This is a genomic window from Chryseobacterium sp. YR221, assembly GCF_900176315.1.
Taxonomy (GTDB): domain Bacteria; phylum Bacteroidota; class Bacteroidia; order Flavobacteriales; family Weeksellaceae; genus Chryseobacterium; species Chryseobacterium rhizosphaerae.
This window is the reverse complement of the sequence record NZ_FWXM01000003.1, coordinates 279,787-295,673: the sequence shown is the minus strand read 5'-3', so window position 1 is coordinate 295,673 and position 15,887 is coordinate 279,787. Positions and strand designations below refer to the sequence as shown.

At 36.6% G+C, this 15,887-nt stretch carries 16 protein-coding genes; 11 read left to right on the top strand and 5 right to left on the bottom strand.

The genetic code is table 11. The annotated features are described in order from the left end of the window. The first annotated feature begins 98 nt into the window (after nucleotides 1-98). From B8967_RS10550 to gldG, 3 genes are read left to right on the top strand one after another with little or no spacing between them, the layout of a single operon-like run. Nucleotides 99-650 (top strand): CopD family protein, encoded by a 552-nt coding sequence (locus B8967_RS10550; RefSeq protein WP_084086064.1) that lies wholly within the window; start codon nucleotides 99-101, stop codon nucleotides 648-650. A 58-nt stretch (nucleotides 651-708) separates the two neighbouring features. Then, the gene (locus B8967_RS10545; RefSeq protein ID WP_047485567.1) at nucleotides 709-1,437 is read left to right on the top strand and encodes an ABC transporter permease; all 729 of its coding nucleotides are present in this window, start codon (nucleotides 709-711) and stop codon (nucleotides 1,435-1,437) included. Nucleotides 1,438-1,441: 4 nt separating this feature from the next. After that, nucleotides 1,442-3,112: a gliding motility-associated ABC transporter substrate-binding protein GldG gene (gldG, locus tag B8967_RS10540; protein WP_084086063.1), complete on the top strand. Its 1,671-nt coding sequence runs from the start codon at nucleotides 1,442-1,444 to the stop codon at nucleotides 3,110-3,112. 45 nt (nucleotides 3,113-3,157) lie between these two features. Here gldG and B8967_RS10535 read toward each other — a convergent pair whose 3' ends face one another. The 3 genes from B8967_RS10535 to B8967_RS10525 all read right to left on the bottom strand — a co-directional run bounded on the left by B8967_RS10535 (nucleotide 3,158) and on the right by B8967_RS10525 (nucleotide 5,402). After that, nucleotides 3,158-3,916, bottom strand: coding sequence for a T9SS type A sorting domain-containing protein (locus tag B8967_RS10535; RefSeq protein ID WP_084086062.1), 759 nt, complete (start codon nucleotides 3,914-3,916; stop codon nucleotides 3,158-3,160). Between the two features lie 306 nt (nucleotides 3,917-4,222). Next, nucleotides 4,223-4,861 carry a hypothetical protein gene (locus B8967_RS10530; RefSeq protein ID WP_047485561.1) on the bottom strand — a complete coding sequence of 213 codons (639 nt, stop codon included), beginning with the start codon at nucleotides 4,859-4,861 and terminating at the stop codon, nucleotides 4,223-4,225. A gap of 112 nt (nucleotides 4,862-4,973) precedes the next feature. Next, complete coding sequence (locus B8967_RS10525) at nucleotides 4,974-5,402, bottom strand: DUF4268 domain-containing protein (RefSeq protein ID WP_047485559.1); 429 nt, start codon at nucleotides 5,400-5,402, stop codon at nucleotides 4,974-4,976. Between the two features lie 140 nt (nucleotides 5,403-5,542). On the opposite strand from B8967_RS10525, the gene B8967_RS10520 reads away from it, so the two are divergent. From B8967_RS10520 to B8967_RS10510, 3 genes are all read left to right on the top strand, one after another. Then, nucleotides 5,543-5,950 carry an RrF2 family transcriptional regulator gene (locus tag B8967_RS10520; RefSeq protein ID WP_047485555.1) on the top strand — a complete coding sequence of 136 codons (408 nt, stop codon included), beginning with the start codon at nucleotides 5,543-5,545 and terminating at the stop codon, nucleotides 5,948-5,950. Nucleotides 5,951-6,153: 203 nt separating this feature from the next. Beyond that, nucleotides 6,154-7,041, top strand: coding sequence for a sulfite exporter TauE/SafE family protein (locus B8967_RS10515; protein ID WP_084086061.1), 888 nt, complete (start codon nucleotides 6,154-6,156; stop codon nucleotides 7,039-7,041). Nucleotides 7,042-7,130: 89 nt separating this feature from the next. Beyond that, the gene (locus B8967_RS10510; protein ID WP_047485551.1) at nucleotides 7,131-7,421 is read left to right on the top strand and encodes a putative quinol monooxygenase; all 291 of its coding nucleotides are present in this window, start codon (nucleotides 7,131-7,133) and stop codon (nucleotides 7,419-7,421) included. A gap of 71 nt (nucleotides 7,422-7,492) precedes the next feature. Here the strand turns inward: B8967_RS10510 and B8967_RS10505 are convergent, their stop codons facing one another. Both B8967_RS10505 and B8967_RS10500 read right to left on the bottom strand, forming a co-directional pair. Continuing rightward, nucleotides 7,493-8,785 (bottom strand): T9SS type A sorting domain-containing protein, encoded by a 1,293-nt coding sequence (locus tag B8967_RS10505; RefSeq protein ID WP_084086060.1) that lies wholly within the window; start codon nucleotides 8,783-8,785, stop codon nucleotides 7,493-7,495. A gap of 191 nt (nucleotides 8,786-8,976) precedes the next feature. Next, complete coding sequence (locus tag B8967_RS10500) at nucleotides 8,977-9,774, bottom strand: T9SS type A sorting domain-containing protein (protein WP_084086059.1); 798 nt, start codon at nucleotides 9,772-9,774, stop codon at nucleotides 8,977-8,979. Nucleotides 9,775-9,870: 96 nt separating this feature from the next. On the opposite strand from B8967_RS10500, the gene B8967_RS10495 reads away from it, so the two are divergent. From B8967_RS10495 to B8967_RS10475, 5 genes are all read left to right on the top strand, one after another. Then, nucleotides 9,871-11,988 (top strand): TonB-dependent receptor plug domain-containing protein, encoded by a 2,118-nt coding sequence (locus B8967_RS10495; protein ID WP_084086058.1) that lies wholly within the window; start codon nucleotides 9,871-9,873, stop codon nucleotides 11,986-11,988. 10 nt (nucleotides 11,989-11,998) lie between these two features. Continuing rightward, nucleotides 11,999-13,102 (top strand): HmuY family protein, encoded by a 1,104-nt coding sequence (locus B8967_RS10490; protein WP_084086057.1) that lies wholly within the window; start codon nucleotides 11,999-12,001, stop codon nucleotides 13,100-13,102. 109 nt (nucleotides 13,103-13,211) lie between these two features. Then, nucleotides 13,212-14,090, top strand: coding sequence for a heme/hemin ABC transporter substrate-binding protein (locus B8967_RS10485; RefSeq protein WP_047485540.1), 879 nt, complete (start codon nucleotides 13,212-13,214; stop codon nucleotides 14,088-14,090). Beyond that, a complete protein-coding gene (locus tag B8967_RS10480) occupies nucleotides 14,074-15,114 on the top strand; it encodes a FecCD family ABC transporter permease (RefSeq protein ID WP_084086056.1) in 1,041 nt (346 codons plus the stop codon). Before B8967_RS10485 ends, B8967_RS10480 begins: the two co-directional genes overlap by 17 nt. Next, entirely contained in the window at nucleotides 15,114-15,887 is a 774-nt protein-coding gene (locus B8967_RS10475; RefSeq protein WP_084086055.1) for a heme ABC transporter ATP-binding protein, read from the top strand. Before B8967_RS10480 ends, B8967_RS10475 begins: the two co-directional genes overlap by 1 nt.

The window sequence follows — 15,887 nt, the reverse complement described above, 5'->3', positions numbered from 1 at the left end:
TTTATATAAATCCATTTTTGGTTATATTTTCCTGATCAAAAGAAAATTATTTTTACCAATTATATAATAAGCTTATCTTTGCTTTTAATTTTTTCTGAATGCTTTATACAATAATCAAAGCGCTGCATATTATTTTTATGGTAAGCTATTTTGCGGGAATTTTTTATCTCGTGAGAATTTTTGTTTACTATAAAGATACTGATGAATTTCCGGAAGAAAAAAAGAAAATTCTCAGAGAGCAGTATACCTTCATGGCCAGAAGGCTGTGGAATATCATTACCGTTCCTGCCGGTATTATTATGGCAGTATGCGGACTGGTAATGATCTTTTTGAATCCCGGGCTTATGAAAATGCCGTGGTTTCATTTAAAACTGACTTTCCTTATCGGTCTTGCGGCTTATCATTTCTGGTGCTGGAAGAAAGTGCTTCAGCTGAAGACGCTGAGTGGAAATACCTTAGAAATCCCTAATATTAAACTGAGACAGGCCAATGAGATTGCTACATTTATTCTGTTTCTGGTTGTATTTACCGTTATTTTAAAATCTATGGTAATTGACTATTGGTGGCAATTAATTACAGGATTTTTCGTTCTTGTATTTCTGATCATGATGACCGTTAAACTCGTTAATAAAAATAAAAAAAACAAATAATTGTGGAGTAGATGTATGCGTTAATCCATTACTACTTTTTACATTTTACAAAAAAACTATGATTGCAATTTTAAAGAAAGAACTTTGGAGTTACTTTGGAAACTGGAGCGCATGGGTTATTATTGCTGCATTCAGTCTGATAGCCACTCTTTTTCTGTTCTTTTTCGACAACGATTCTAATATTTTTGAGATCGGGATGGCATCCTTACAAAGCTATTTTGTTTTAGTCCCATGGCTGCTGATGTTTATTATTCCGGCACTTTCTATGAGGACTTTTGCAGAAGAGCAGCAAACAGGAACACTGAACTGGCTTTTTTCGCAACCTTTAAAAGTTTCCGACCTGGTAGCCGGGAAATTCCTTTCGGTATGGATTGTTGGGATTTTATGTCTTATCCCATCACTGATCTACCTTTATACGGTCTATGTCTTAGGAGTTCCGGAAGGAAATATTGACCTTGGAATGACTTTCGGAAGTTATATCGGATTGATTATTCTGATTGCCGCATTTTCAGGAGTTGGTATTTTAGCTTCTTCACTATCACAGAACCAGATTATGGCCTACCTGTTAGGGGTTTTCATGTGCTTTATTATGTATTTTGGAATCGAGCAGCTGGCGAGTTATAAATTATTGGGTGGAGCAGATTTTATCCTTCAGAATATAGGCTTTTACCAGCATTTCTTAGGTTTTACCAGAGGTCTTATTGACGGTAAAGATATTGCCTATTTTGTACTGGTTATTGGTGCTTCCTTAGTATTGTCCAATCATTTTATTAACAAGAAGAAGTAAAATTATGAAGAAGTTCAATGCTAAATCTCCACTGGGAATTTTCCTGATCATTATTGTTCCTTTGGTTGTAATCCTGGCGTATTCAGGAATCAGATTAGACTTAACAAAAGAAAAAAGATATACCCTTTCCGATAATACCATTAAAGTACTGGAATCTGTGAAGAAACCTTTAACGGTTGAGGTGTATCTGGAAGGTGATTTTCCGGCAAGCTTTAAACAGCTTCAGGGAGAAACGAAATTTATGCTGGAAGAATTCAGAAAGATCAATCCAAAGATTGACTTTAAGTTTATTGATCCCATCAAAACAAAAATGTCTCAGGATACCCTGATGGCGATGGGAATGCAGCCTTCCATTCTTCCCGATGTTAAAGACGGAAAAATTTCACAGATCACGCTTTTCCCATATGCGGTGATAAAATATGACAAAAATGGGGTGTCTATTCCTTTGGTCGTGCAGCAGGCAGGTATTGATGCAGATCAACAGCTTACAAGATCGATTGAAGGGTTGGAATACAGTCTTGTTTCCAATATTAAAAATATTGCAGCTGCGAAGAGAAAGAAAGTAGGTATTCTGGTCAACCATGACGAGCTGAATCCTGATGAATTTCAGGGATTTGTTCAGTTGGCGATGGAAAATTATGATGCAGGACCTATTATTCCTAAAAATCAGACAGAGCTTACATTGGAAGATGTTCCTTTGCTGAAGCAGATGAGTGCCCTGGTGATTGCAAAACCGCGTAAAGCTTTTACAGATAATGAAAAGGTAATCCTTGATCAATACATCATGAATGGTGGGAAAACACTTTGGATGATCGATGCGGTAAATGCTGAAATGGATACTTTGACAAGATCTAAAAAAGTAATGCCTTTCCCGGTTGATATCAATATGACAGATTTCTTTTTCAACTATGGGTTAAGAATTAATCCAGCCTTGGTAAAAGATGTGAAGAAGTTTGCGCTATTAAGATTAGTCACAGGAGAGGTGAGTGGAAATCCTCAGTATACAAGCTTACCGTGGCCATATTATCCGTTGGGAATTGCTGAGAACAACAATCCAATCACTAAAAATATCAATCCTGTAAAATTTGAATTCCCTACTTCCATAGATACGTTGGGAGGCAGAAAGAATGTCAAGACAAAGGTTCTTTTTGAATCCAGTGAAAGAACATTGCTGAAGCAGGTTCCGAATTATGTGGATCTGAAGGAGATTGCCAGTGTAGACAGTCTTGGTCAAATGGAAAAGCCAAGCACACCAAAGATTTTTGCGGTAGCACTGGAAGGGAAGTTTAACTCTGCTTATGCTTCAAGAATTGAAAGAAAAGGCTATCCTGGCTTCAAAGCAGGCAGTCCTGAAAATAAAATGATCGTTATTGCTGACGGAGACGTTGGAAGAAATAAAGTGATCAAAGGAAAACCGCTTCCGTTAGGCGTAGATCTATTGACCAATGAACAGTTCGGAAACGAGCAGTTCCTGAGAAATGCTTTAGATTATCTGTTAGATGACAGCAACCTGATGGAACTGAGAAACAGAAATATTGAAGAAAGACTGCTGGACAGACAGAGAATTACTGATGAAAAAACCAATTGGCAGTGGCTGAATTTATTGCTTCCACTGATTATAATCGGCCTTATGGGAGGATTATTCTTCTGGCTGAGGAAGAAGAAATTCGGATAGACAATAAAAAAGAGAAGCTCATCAGCTTCTCTTTTTTATTTGTTTTTATTCTTTAATAAATTTAGCACTCAGATCTCCAATTTTATAAATGTAAAGCCCATTGATCAGGTTTTGTACATTCAGACTAATAGAATCGTCGTGGGAAGCGAAAGGTTGGGTAATAACCAATTTTCCTGTGGTATCAAAAACTTCAACTTTATGAGCATTGTTCTGAGGATTGTTGATTTTCAATACTGTTTTTGCAGGGATAGGAAAGGCAACCAATTTACTCTTTACAGTCAAAATCTCTTTATTGCCAAGAGTGGAGGTGGGTAGTGAATAAATTTCTGTTTGTTGAGTCGTTTCGTTAAATAATTTTATCTTATTGGTGTTGTCTACAGGATCATGATAGATTTTAGTGTATTCAATTCTGTAAGTGCCTGGGAAATCTTTAATAATAGCACCGTCTTCATCAATAATTTTCACCTTGGAATCCGGAGTTCCATTAGCTTTGAAATAAACGATAAATTCCAGTTTATCATTGCTGTTGAATATGTTTTTGGAAACCTGGTGGTCTAAATCTGTGTCAAATGTCATCCAATCATACCCTGCAGGCATTGTGATATTAAGGGTTTTGATATAATTAAAATTTTGACCGTAAATTTTAATGACAGGGGTATCTACTATTTGAGTACAATATAACAGCTGATTGTCATTGATGTACATGGCTGCATCCTCGGAAGCCGGAAATGTATGTACTAAGTTTATTTGCCCAAAAGCAAATCCTGTCGCAAGCATTGCGATAGAAAATAAAAGTTTTCTCATGTTTAGAAATTTGAAATTATGTATTGAAATTATTTTTTCTCAAAATTTTACAGCAAGGTAAAATACGTGAGGTAAGTGTTTTTCATGGGTTAGTTTGTGCAAAAGTAATAAAATAACTGGTACAGATAGTGAATTTTCAAGATTTGTTCCAGAGCAGTACCATAAAAAAAGAAGCCCTGAAGCTTCTTTTGTTTTTTTACGATTAATCATTTTTCTATTTTGGCTGTTTCCGTTTTGCCAAAAAAATAGTTAGTAGTTATTTTCCAAATGGATAGGGTTGATCTTTGATAATGGAGAAATATACTACTATTTTTGAAATGCTTCCTGAGGAAGTAACTCAGCCGTTTTGTAATAGCTGATATCCATATCAAATTTTGCCTGCAGATCCTGGAAAGTATCATAATCAAAATGTTCCCAGTTCTGCTCATTTTCAGGGTCAGAAGTTTTATCTACTGCAAGCTCCAGTTTTCCGTCTTCCTGGTAGCTGCATTCAATAGCTGCATACTTTTCCCCGTTTTCATCAGTAGTATACCAGCATTTTACAGTTTTTTCAAGTTCCGGTTTCTGGGTTTCGTTATTGATGACCTGAGAACAAATAAAATTTTCAGGATCATCATTATTGAAAACAGTTCTTGAAATTAAAGGCTGATCATCTACAGATAATGAATAAAGTTTGTTGGTAGAAATAATGAAACCATCCACAGTGTCCTTTTTTTCAACATCAAAAAAATCGGACTTTTCCTTCAGGTAGTTTAATACCTGGTTTTCATTCTCGTCTTCACTTATGAAATAATTGATGTTATAGATACTGTCTTCACTAATAAACTCAATTTCTTTCAAGACGTCTGAATCCTTCTCGTAATAATAGAGATGATATTCATCTTGCTTCACAGCATTATTTTTGGAAATAACTTCTCCAAAAATGTTTTTGTACACTTTTCTCATTTTTTAGCACGTTAATTAGTTTCATTATTAGTTTAAGCGGGTGTGAAGCAAAGATAAGTTTCTTTTTTTATTTTAATGGTAAGCTTAAAATAGTATTTATTTCGTAAGTATTTCAAATATCCTTTATAAAATCCTCATATTCAAAGTAAAATCTTTCAAATCCGTCCATTTTATCAACGAAAAATTCAAAAATTTCCTGCCATTTATTTTTATTAAAAATTGAAACTCCCTGTATATCAACCCATATGCGGCTTATTACCTTGCCATTTTCCAGTGAAAAATATTCCTCTTTTTGAAAATCACCGATAAAATCTTTAAGAATATCTTCCAAAGACCATATTTTTTCATAATATGCATTTCTGAAGATCTCATCCTTCATTTCGATGTCTAAGGAAACCTCTGCTTTTTTGTTATCTGCAGAAAATTTGAAGGAGAGATCTTTTACTTTAGTATCATATAAGACCCATTTCCTGGGAAAAGATTTCCCGAAAGCAGTCCAAAATTCCTTCTTTAATTGCTGTGCTTCTTGTTTACTGAACATAAAGACAAACTTAATGATTTAATGGCAAAAAGGCAAAATAGGGCAATAGAATACCCCAAATTTGTACACACATTTGTACATACGATAGGCCTTTTTACTTTAGATGATCCATATTAAACAAATTTCGTATTTTTGCTGTAATGCTTTCAAAAAAATCTCAATATGCGTTTAAAGCACTTTCATTTCTTGTAGAAAAAAGAAATGAAGGTCCTATTCTTATTTCCGAAATTGCGGAACATAAAAGGATACCCTTAAAGTTTTTAGAAAATATTCTGCTTGAATTGAAAAAAGCAGATATCCTCGACAGCAAAAAAGGCAAAGGAGGAGGCTACTTTTTGAAAGAAAACCCGGAAAATGTAAAATTGGCCAAAATTATCCGTCTGGTTAATGGCCCTATTGCCATGCTTCCTTGTGTAAGCCTGAACTTCTATGAAAAATGTGAAGACTGTAATGAAGATCACTGCGGTCTCCATGATGTACTGATTGAGGTTCGGGATGCCTCACTGAATATTCTTGAGAAAAAAACTTTAATGGATCTGGTTGATTAACCCGGTCCTTTTTTTTGAATTATTAGTCTACTTGTTTGGTAGGATAATATTTTTATTGGATATTTGCATAACTTCAAATGAATAAACTATGATTTCAAAAGAAGAAGCAGATCTACTGGAGCAGCTTACACCATTAGTTTTTAAAAATTTTGAAACCCCTGGAAACAAGATAAATGCTGTTGAAGTTATAAAGATTTTATAATATGGTGATTTCAAGAAAAATTCAGATCAGACTCAATGTACTTTTTGTAACCCTTGCAGTATTATTTACTGCTGGTTTTTTAATGTATGAATGGGGATATCTCGATGAGCTTTTAGCCATTTTGGCTAAAGACCATTACATTTTTTATTGGATGCTTCTGGTGGGTGTTTTTGCTGAAGTTGTGGCTGGCTCTATGGGAATGGGATATGGTGTCATCTGTACAACCACTCTTATGTTTCTGGGGATACCACCCCATATTGTAAGCGCTAGTATACATTCTGCAGAAAGCTTTACCACAGCTGCCGGAAGTATAAGTCATATTAAACTCAAAAATGTAAGTAAGACTTTGGTGAAAAAATTAGCAATCCCTGCTGTTATCGGAGCGGTCATTGGGGCTGTAAGTTTAACCTATCTTGGAGAATATTATGCTAAGATTACTAAAACACTTATTGCCTTTTATACCCTTTACCTGGGACTGCAGATCCTATCCAATGCCTTTAAAGGAAAACAGAATAAAGCACTTAAAAAGAAGACTAATCTGACAAGACTTGGAGTGATCGGAGGTTTCATAGACTCCTTCGCAGGAGGGGGGTGGGGCCCGCTGGTAACAGGAACATTAATTAAAAATGCTTTCACTCCAAGATTTGCCGTAGGAAGTTCTACGGTTGCAAAATTTATACTGACGATAACAGCTGCAGTTACTTTTTTCTTTACCCTCGGCATCCAGCACTGGAACATTATTTTAGGACTTTTAATAGGCGGGATTATTACAGCTCCTTTTTCTGCCATGCTTACGGCAAAGCTTCCTGTAAAGAAAATGTTTGTGTTCATAGGCTTGCTGGTGATTGTGATGAGTTCTATAACTATTTATAAATCAGTATTCAGTTAAAATTTATGGCCCGGTATTGAAAAATAAAAGGCTCAAAAGTGTATTTGATTTTGAAAATATTTTACTTTTACATCACTAAATAATTAAAAATGAATTTACATATCATTGCACTTTTTAAGTTTAATGAAAATTACCTGATGGATGCTGTAGAGCTGTTTCAGAAGCTTGTAAAAGAAACAAGAAAAGAAGAAGGCTGCCTGCAGTATGATCTTGTGGAAGACAAAGATAACAAAGGAACTTTCTTCCTGATAGAGCTTTGGGAAAGTGTTGATCATCACAACAGGCATATAGGGCAGGACCACCTGTTAGACTTTCGCAGAGACACTTCCAGAATGATGGAAAGTTCAGCAGAAGTATACAAAGGATTTAAAATCTATTAATAATATAAAAGGCGGTTTCAACATTCTGAAACCGCCCTTTTATTAGAAAAAATAGAAAGTATTAAAATAAATTATTTCACGATAAGTTTTTTCGTTTCAGTAGTACCACCATAAGTTATTTTTACAAGGTAATTTCCTGAAGTAAGGTGAGATAAGTTAATATCTTGTTTATAGAAACCGGTCTGGTTGGTCAATTCTGATGAATAAACCTGTTTTCCGGTAAGATCGTAAACCTCTACGCTTCCTTTGTTGCCGGCTCTTTCTTTGACATCAAAAAGAACAGTAACTTTTTTGTCAGCTGAAGTAGGGTTCGGATAAATTCCAAAAGAAGCCTTTTTTCCTACCTCTGTTATTCCTAAGGTAGCCGTCACTTTTTTGTATTTGAAATACATATCTCCGGTGGTTGCTCCTCCATTGGTTACAAAGTACATTCTGTAATAGTCACTCCCTTTTTTAATGTAATATACCACATCACTCTTCACGGTACTGATCCCTTTCCATGAGTGGCCAATAGTTGTAATATTGGAAGAGAAGCTCGTCGTGGCGGGGATTGTATAAGCAGAAGTTGCCTGACTCTCAGGTTGTACCATTGCCACTTTGATGTTGGGGCTTTGGATAGGTCCGGAAAGAGGATACATCTGAACCCCCATATAGAATGTATAATATTTGGTAAACATCAGATCCCATGCACTTCTGGATGGTTCCATATTGGGAACTTTAGCCCCTGTGTTAAATGAAAAATAATTAAAGAAAGTGTCATCTGTTCCATTAGCAAGGGTTCTTGTTTCCGTAGGGCCCCATGCACTTCCGTCCCATTTTGAATATTTAAAAGTATATCCGCCGTAAGCATCTACAATAGCAAATTTGACGTAAGCTCCTGTAGGATATTTTAAAACAAAAATTGCTTTTCCATCGATATGGTGAGTGATACCGTTGTACAGACCCCAGCCTGTTGATATCTGGTTTGGAGTTGTTGGGGTCACAGGCCCCTGTTCAAAAGCTCCCTGGCTTATATCAGTGGTCTGATCCGGGTTGTAGAGAGGTTCACCCCACGAAGATTCATTATTCAGGTTAATATTATCCCAGTCGGCTAAATTGGTTGAAACTGCATAGACTTGGATGTCAAGAGCATCATTAATTCTTGAACCAAATGCATAGGATGAGTTTCTATAAAATGCAATATCCCAGGTATTGGCTGGTTGAGAAATCACGTTTGCATCTGCAAAATCAAAAAATACACGGTTTTGATATTGATTTCCCATCGTCATATTTACCTGAGAGTATCCCAATGCATCAGTTTGTGCCAAAACAGTCTGCTGAACAGAAAGAGCCAATACTGAAGCCAATAATAGTTTTGTTTTCATAACTTATTTTTTATAACGTTATTTAGAATGATTCTACAAAAATATATAATTATTTTTAATCAGTCTAAATAAAAACATGATTTATATCGTGTTTCCCTATTAATCTTCGGTTGAAACTGATACAATGGAATAAAAAAAGCCGGTGAGAATTATTTCTCACCGGCTTTATAAAGGTAATAGTCTAATAAACCTTATTTTTTTATGAATTTTGATTTGATGGTTTTTCCATCAGCTGTTTCAATGATAGTATAATATACCCCGGTATGAAGTGTACTGATATCAAAACTTTGTCTGTCTAATTTTCCTTCCGCTGCTTTTTGACCTGAAGCAGAGTAGATCTGTATGTTTTTAGGGTCTTTTTTTGCCACAAATTCCAATGCTGTATTATTGGTGTTGACAGCGAATCTGATTTCGTCATTGGATTTTGTATTTTCCGTCACAGCAAGCGTTGCATTGTTGTAGATCACATCATCCATCTGAATAGCCGTGTGCATGGCACTTCCGATAATTTTAAAAGCGACATACTGATTGGAAGAAGCCGGTACCGGTAAAGAATACTGCGTATTCGTTGGGTTTAAGCTGATGACAGGCGCTATCGGAGTAAATGATGACATATCAGAAGTACTGTTAACTAGCCCAACTTCTATAGTTCCTGTAGCACCGGATGCTGATCCTGAAGTAAGTGCTGCAATAAAGGTAACTGTTTTTGTTCCATCCGGAGCCACAATCTGTGGAGAGATCAGATAACCCGCCGTATTGGCTGAACTGAAGCTATAATATTGAACTGTCTTATTGGTTGTTCCGGCTGCATATACCCATGGACCATCCGTCGCATTTTGAACTCTATTCCAGTTTTTTTGTGGCCATGCCGCAGCAGGACCTGCAGGACCCGCAACGAAAGTATCGAAGTTTTCATTAATAGTGGCTAACTGAGCATTCGCTGTAGCTGCTGTTAACACTAAAGTTCCTAAAAGTAATTGTAACTTCATAACATTATTTTTATTTAGAATTATTCCACAAAAATATATAATTATTTTTAACTATTCTAAATAAAGCCTTATATTTGTCGAAAATTTTTTGCCTTTATGAAGAAGAAAGTGCTTTCAATACTATCTCTGTCAGCCATTTTTTTGGTGAGTGCACAGCAGCAGGATTCTCTTAAACAGAAAAAAATAGAAGAAGTTGTCGTTACGGGACAATATACACAACAGTCTATTAATAAATCTATATATAAAGTTGAAGTTATTAATGCGGAACAGATTAAGAATATGGCAGCTACCAATGTGGCAGATGTTCTTAACCAAAGTTTGAATGTACTGATTATTTCTGATCGTCAATCAGGAAACTCTACAGCCAATTTAATGGGACTTGGAGGAGAGTACACTAAAGTACTGATAGACAATATTCCTGTTGTAGGAGACATAGGTCTTGGAAATAATATAGACCTTACCAAGCTTAATATCAATAATGTTGAAAGAATAGAGGTTGTAAGAGGCTCAATGGGTGTTGATTATGGAAGCAATGCTGTTGCCGGAGTTATTAATATCATCACCAAGAAAAACAGTCAGAAACCCTTAACCCTGAACGCTTCTGTACAGGAAGAAACAGTGGGAAAAGAGTATGATTTCAAGAAAAAAGGAGAAGGAAGACATATCCAGACTTTGAATGTAGGATACAATATCAATGATCACTGGTATGTAGGAGCCAATATCAATCATAATGATTTTCAGGGGTTCAGAGGAACTCAGGAAGGATATAAATATTTTGAACAGGACGGGAAAAGAGGATACCTATGGCAGCCTAAGGACGTTCTGAATGTAGACGGAATTGTTAGATACAGTAAAAATAAAACCTCTATTTTTTACAAATTTGGTTTTGTCAATGAAAAACTAAACTATTATAATCCAACGGTAGGAGAACATTTTTACAGTGTCACCGACAGAACGTACTTCTCTAATGACAGAGATTATCTGACCACCCGATATCTGCACCAGCTTAACGTGCAAACCAAACTGGGCGCGGTAAACTATACCGGAGATTTTTCTTACCAAACTCAGGACAGAAAATACAGAGATTTCAAATACGATATTCCTAACAGAAAGGTAATTGGCGACAAAGTGGCCTACCAGTCGTATAATAAAGCAGATGTTTTCTATTCAAGAGGGGTATTCAGTAACTTTTTAGACAGTAAAAAGATTGATTTCCAGTTAGGATATGAGTTGGATCACACTTCCGGATATGCAGGAAATATTGCAGGAACCTTTCAGGGAACGGATAATATAAAAAGAAAGATATTTAACTATGCCAATTTTATGTCCATCGAATGGAATGCAACAGATTGGTTATCATTACGTCCGGGATATCGCCTTGCACTGAGTGATAAGTTTGATGCCCAACATAATTATTCATTGACTGCCAGAGTGAAAGCAACTGAAAATGATAATTTCAGATTGGTCGTAGGAAGTGCCAACCGATTCCCGAATTTTGATGAGCTCTATACCTATATGGTAGACAGTAATCATGATATCAGAGGGAACGAAAACCTTACACCGGAACAGGGAATGACCGTTTCCGTAAACGGAGAAAAAAAGATTGCTACAAATTCAGGCTGGAATTTAGGGGTAGGAGCGAGTGCTACTTATCTTCATGTGAAGGATAGAATAGAGTCTGTAACAGTAAGCAGACAGCCTTTGAAATACCAGTACCTTAACCTGAATAAATATGAATCCTATTTATTTGAAGCCAATTTCAGAGCACAGAAAAATCAGCTTGCTTTAGCTGCCAATGTAGCATACTATGGCATTGCTAAGCAGTTAAAAGACGGAGATGCAGTTTCACCCAACGATTTCTTCTATACACTGGAAGCTAATGCAGTGGTGAATTATACTGTTCCGAATATCAATACTACACTTTCACTATTCTATAAATACACCGGAAAAACTCAGGAGTTTGTATTATCATCTGACCTGAAGAATCCTGAATACAGAATTGGAGAAAGAGATGATTTCCATATGATGAATTTCATTGTTACGCAGCCTTTTTTCAAGAACCAACTGGAACTAAGCCTGGGAGTAAAGAATATTTTTGATGTATCTGCCATAAGGGATACAACACTTCCGGGAAATACACATGAGGCTGCAGATCCGAATATTAATCTTTTCTATGGCAGAAGCTATCTGGCCAGATTAAGCTACAATTTTTAAAATTCTAAAAATGAAAAAAATACTATTTTATCTTATGCTGGGAGTGTCATTTGTATCACAGTCCTGCATCAATGATAACGAAGATCCGGTACCTGTAGTTCCTTCAGAGGGAGTATCTGTAAAACCGGATGTAAGAGGCTCTGCACAGCCGAATCAGGTATGGATAGATTTTAGTGATGTAGATCAGGAAGGACAGCCAAGACAGACGGTAAACAGCCGGACAGACTGGGATCTTGCATTTTATTCAGGGACTGAATTTAAAGTGGTTTTAAATACATCCATCATGATGGCTGCGGCTAAAATTCCCAATGTTGCAGACATTGCATCTGTGAAAGAATCTGATGTAAGCAGTCTAAAAGAGGTAGTACAGGTTGCCAACTTTGATACTGAAAATACCATTTATATTGACGATGTGAAAGGGAACTATCCTTCCAGTCAAACTGCGATAGCAGAAATCGATGCTGATCCTGCTAAAAATGCAGTTTATCTTGTGAATTTGGGGAAAGAAATCTATAAAGGAAGCATTGCTGTGGGATCTACCATTGCAGGAGGAGATGAAAGAGGCTGGATGAAAATACAGGTGACAAGACAGGCTAATGATTACAAAGTACGATACGGAGATATCAATGCTGTTGGCAGCGCAATAAAAGAGGTGATCATCAAGAAAAATAACGCCTATAACTTTACTTTCTTCAATTCAAAAACAGGGAAGGAAGTAGCTGTTCAGCCTGAGAAAAATAAATGGGACATCAGTTTCTCTGTGTTTACCAATATTGTTCAGGGGGCAGGAAGCTATGTGAATTCAGATTTTGTAACCATCAATAATGTTGCTAAGGTAGGAGCTTATGAAGTGAAAATAGCTTCCGGGTCTGCTGTAGAAGCTTATAATAAATTTAAAAAAGCTGATGTGGATGATTCAAAGCTGGTGTATAACGAACAAAGAGTAATTGGAGGAAACTGGAGAGAAGTAGGACCTTCCGGATCTAAGGTAAAAGGAGATGTATTTTATATCATTAAAGATGCATCGGGATCTTATTTTAAGCTAAGATTCGTACAGCTTACCGATGACAAAGGAGAAAGAGGACATCCCATGTTCCAGTATAAAGCATTATAAAAAATCAAATAATCATATATCATGAAATTGCCATTAACGAAACTCTCCGGTAAACAAAGGCAGATGAGGATGGTAATTGCATAGACCTAGAAAAAATAAATCTGTACTTATGAAAAAATTCATCCTTGCAGCTTCTGTTCTTGTAGCAGTATATTCTTGCAAAAAAGAAGAAGGAGCTAAAAAAGAAAATACTACGGAAGCTTCATCTGAAGCTCCCAAAAGCAATAATAAAATTGTAACATTAAGCGGTGGAATCACCGAGATCGTAAGTGCTTTAGGGCATGAAAAAGAAATCGTGGGAACTGATGTTACCAGTACTTATCCTGAAAGTTTAAAAGCTACAGCTAAAGACCTGGGGCATGTAAGATCAATGACTATTGAACCGATCATGGCGGTAAATCCCACTTTAATTCTGGCTTCTGATAAAGATATCAATCCGGAATTATTGGGGAAAATCAATTCTTCAGGAATCAAAGCAGAAGTATTCAAGCAGGAGTACACGGTAGACGGTACTAAAAAACTGATCGAAGAAGTAGCAAAAGCAATTGGAAATACAGATTACCAAAAGCTGAATGATAAAATAGATGCAGATCTGAAACAGGTACAGCCTATCGCTAAAAAACCTAAAGTATTATTTATCTACGCGAGAGGAAACATGCTGATGGTAGCAGGTAAAAACACACCAATGGCTTCCCTGATCAACCTTGCAGGAGCAGAAAATGCAGTTACTGAATTTGAAGATTTCAAACCATTAACTCCGGAAGCTGTGGTAAAAGCCAATCCTGATGTATTATTTTTCTTTACAACAGGTTTACAGGGAGCAGGAGGAAACGAAGGTGCACTTAAGATGCCGGGAGTATCCCAAACCAATGCAGGGAAAAATAAAAAGATCATTGCAATGGACGGAGGTTTAGTTTCAGGTTTTGGACCGAGACTAGGAGAAGCAGCAGTTGGATTAAATAAACTTTTAATTGAGAACACAAAGTAAACTATACTTTTATCTTACTATAAGTGCAGTACTGCTTGTTATTATAGCAGTACTGTCACTTAATACAGGAGTCTATGACTTTGGCGGAAATTCCGCATTCAAAGTACTGTGGCAGTTTATAAAAGGAGACCCCAATTTATCTTTAAGTGATAAATATGTGGTTTGGGATGTACGGGCAGCCAGAATTATTATGGCTATTTTAATAGGAAGCATGTTGTCGGTTTCAGGAACAAGCCTGCAGGGGCTGTTTAAGAATCCTCTGGCGACGGGAGATTTAATAGGACTTACATCGGGAGCGACACTATTGGCAGCAATTGCAATTGTTTTAGGAGGGCATTTCAAAGAATATCTTCCTGAGGCTGTACAATTCTCACTGGTAGGAATCTCGGCTTTTATAGGATCTTTTTTATCAATGATGTTGGTGTACAGGATTTCAACAAGCGGAGGAAAAACCAACGTGGTGATGATGCTGTTGACAGGAGTTGCCATTACGGCAATTGGATTCTCCATTACCGGATTCCTGATCTATATTTCAAAAGATGAACAGCTGAGGGATTTGACATTCTGGAACTTAGGAAGTCTGGCGGCAGCTACCTGGACGAAGAATATTATTTTGGGAGTTGTTTTAATCATAGCTTACATTATTCTGCTTCCAAAAGGAAAAGCTTTCAATGCAATGATGCTGGGAGAAAAAGATGCACAGCATTTGGGTATCAATGTAGAAAGGCTGAAAAAGCAGATTATTATTATTGTAGCTTTAATGGTGGGAACATGCGTTGCATTTTCAGGAACCATTGGATTTGTGGGGCTTATTGTCCCTTATATTTTGAGACTTTTATTCAAATCCAATTATGCATTTATTCTGCCATTATCAGCCCTATGTGGAAGTATTCTGCTTTTAACGGCAGATACCTTCAGCAGAAGTATTGTAGCACCTTCAGAACTGCCGATAGGAATCCTTACCGCTTTAATGGGAGGCCCTATTTTTATCGCTATTTTAGTTAAATTTAAAAAAGCACTCTAATGATCAAGGCCCATCAGATTAATTATAAGCATAAAGATTTTCATATCCTGGATGGAGTAGATGTCTCTCTGGAATACGGAGAATTTCTGGCAATTGTAGGTCCAAATGGAGCCGGAAAGTCCAGTTTGCTAAGTGTTTTGGCAGATGAGGTGAGAACCGGAAAACAAAAAGTCTTATTTAAAGACAAACCCATCAGCGAATGGAATGTAAAAGAACTTTCTAAACATAAAGCCAAATTTTCCCAACACAACAGCAATGATATTCCCCTGGAAGTAAAAGATGTTGTGATGATGGGGAGATATCCCTATTTTGATTCCCAACCCGGGAAGGAAGACCTTGAAGCGATGAATAATATGATGTACGAAACAGATGTTTTTCACCTTAAAGACAGGGAATATAATACGCTTTCCGGAGGAGAAAAACAACGGGTACACCTTTCCCGTGTGATGGCTCAGCTTCAAAATGAAATTGCCCATACACTGATGTTTCTGGATGAACCGCTGAATAATTTGGATATAAAACACCAGTATAAAGCGTTGGATATTATCAAAAAATTCACACAAAAAGCCAATAGTGCGATTGTTGTTTTACATGACCTGAACCTTGCTGCACAATTTGCAGATAAAATTTTACTGATGAAATCAGGAAGAGTTTCTGCGTATGGAACACCTCAGGAAGTTTTTACGGCTGAAAATATAAGTAATGCCTATAATTTCCCATGTACCATCTGCGAACATCCCATTACTAATAACCCAATGATCATTTTTGGATAA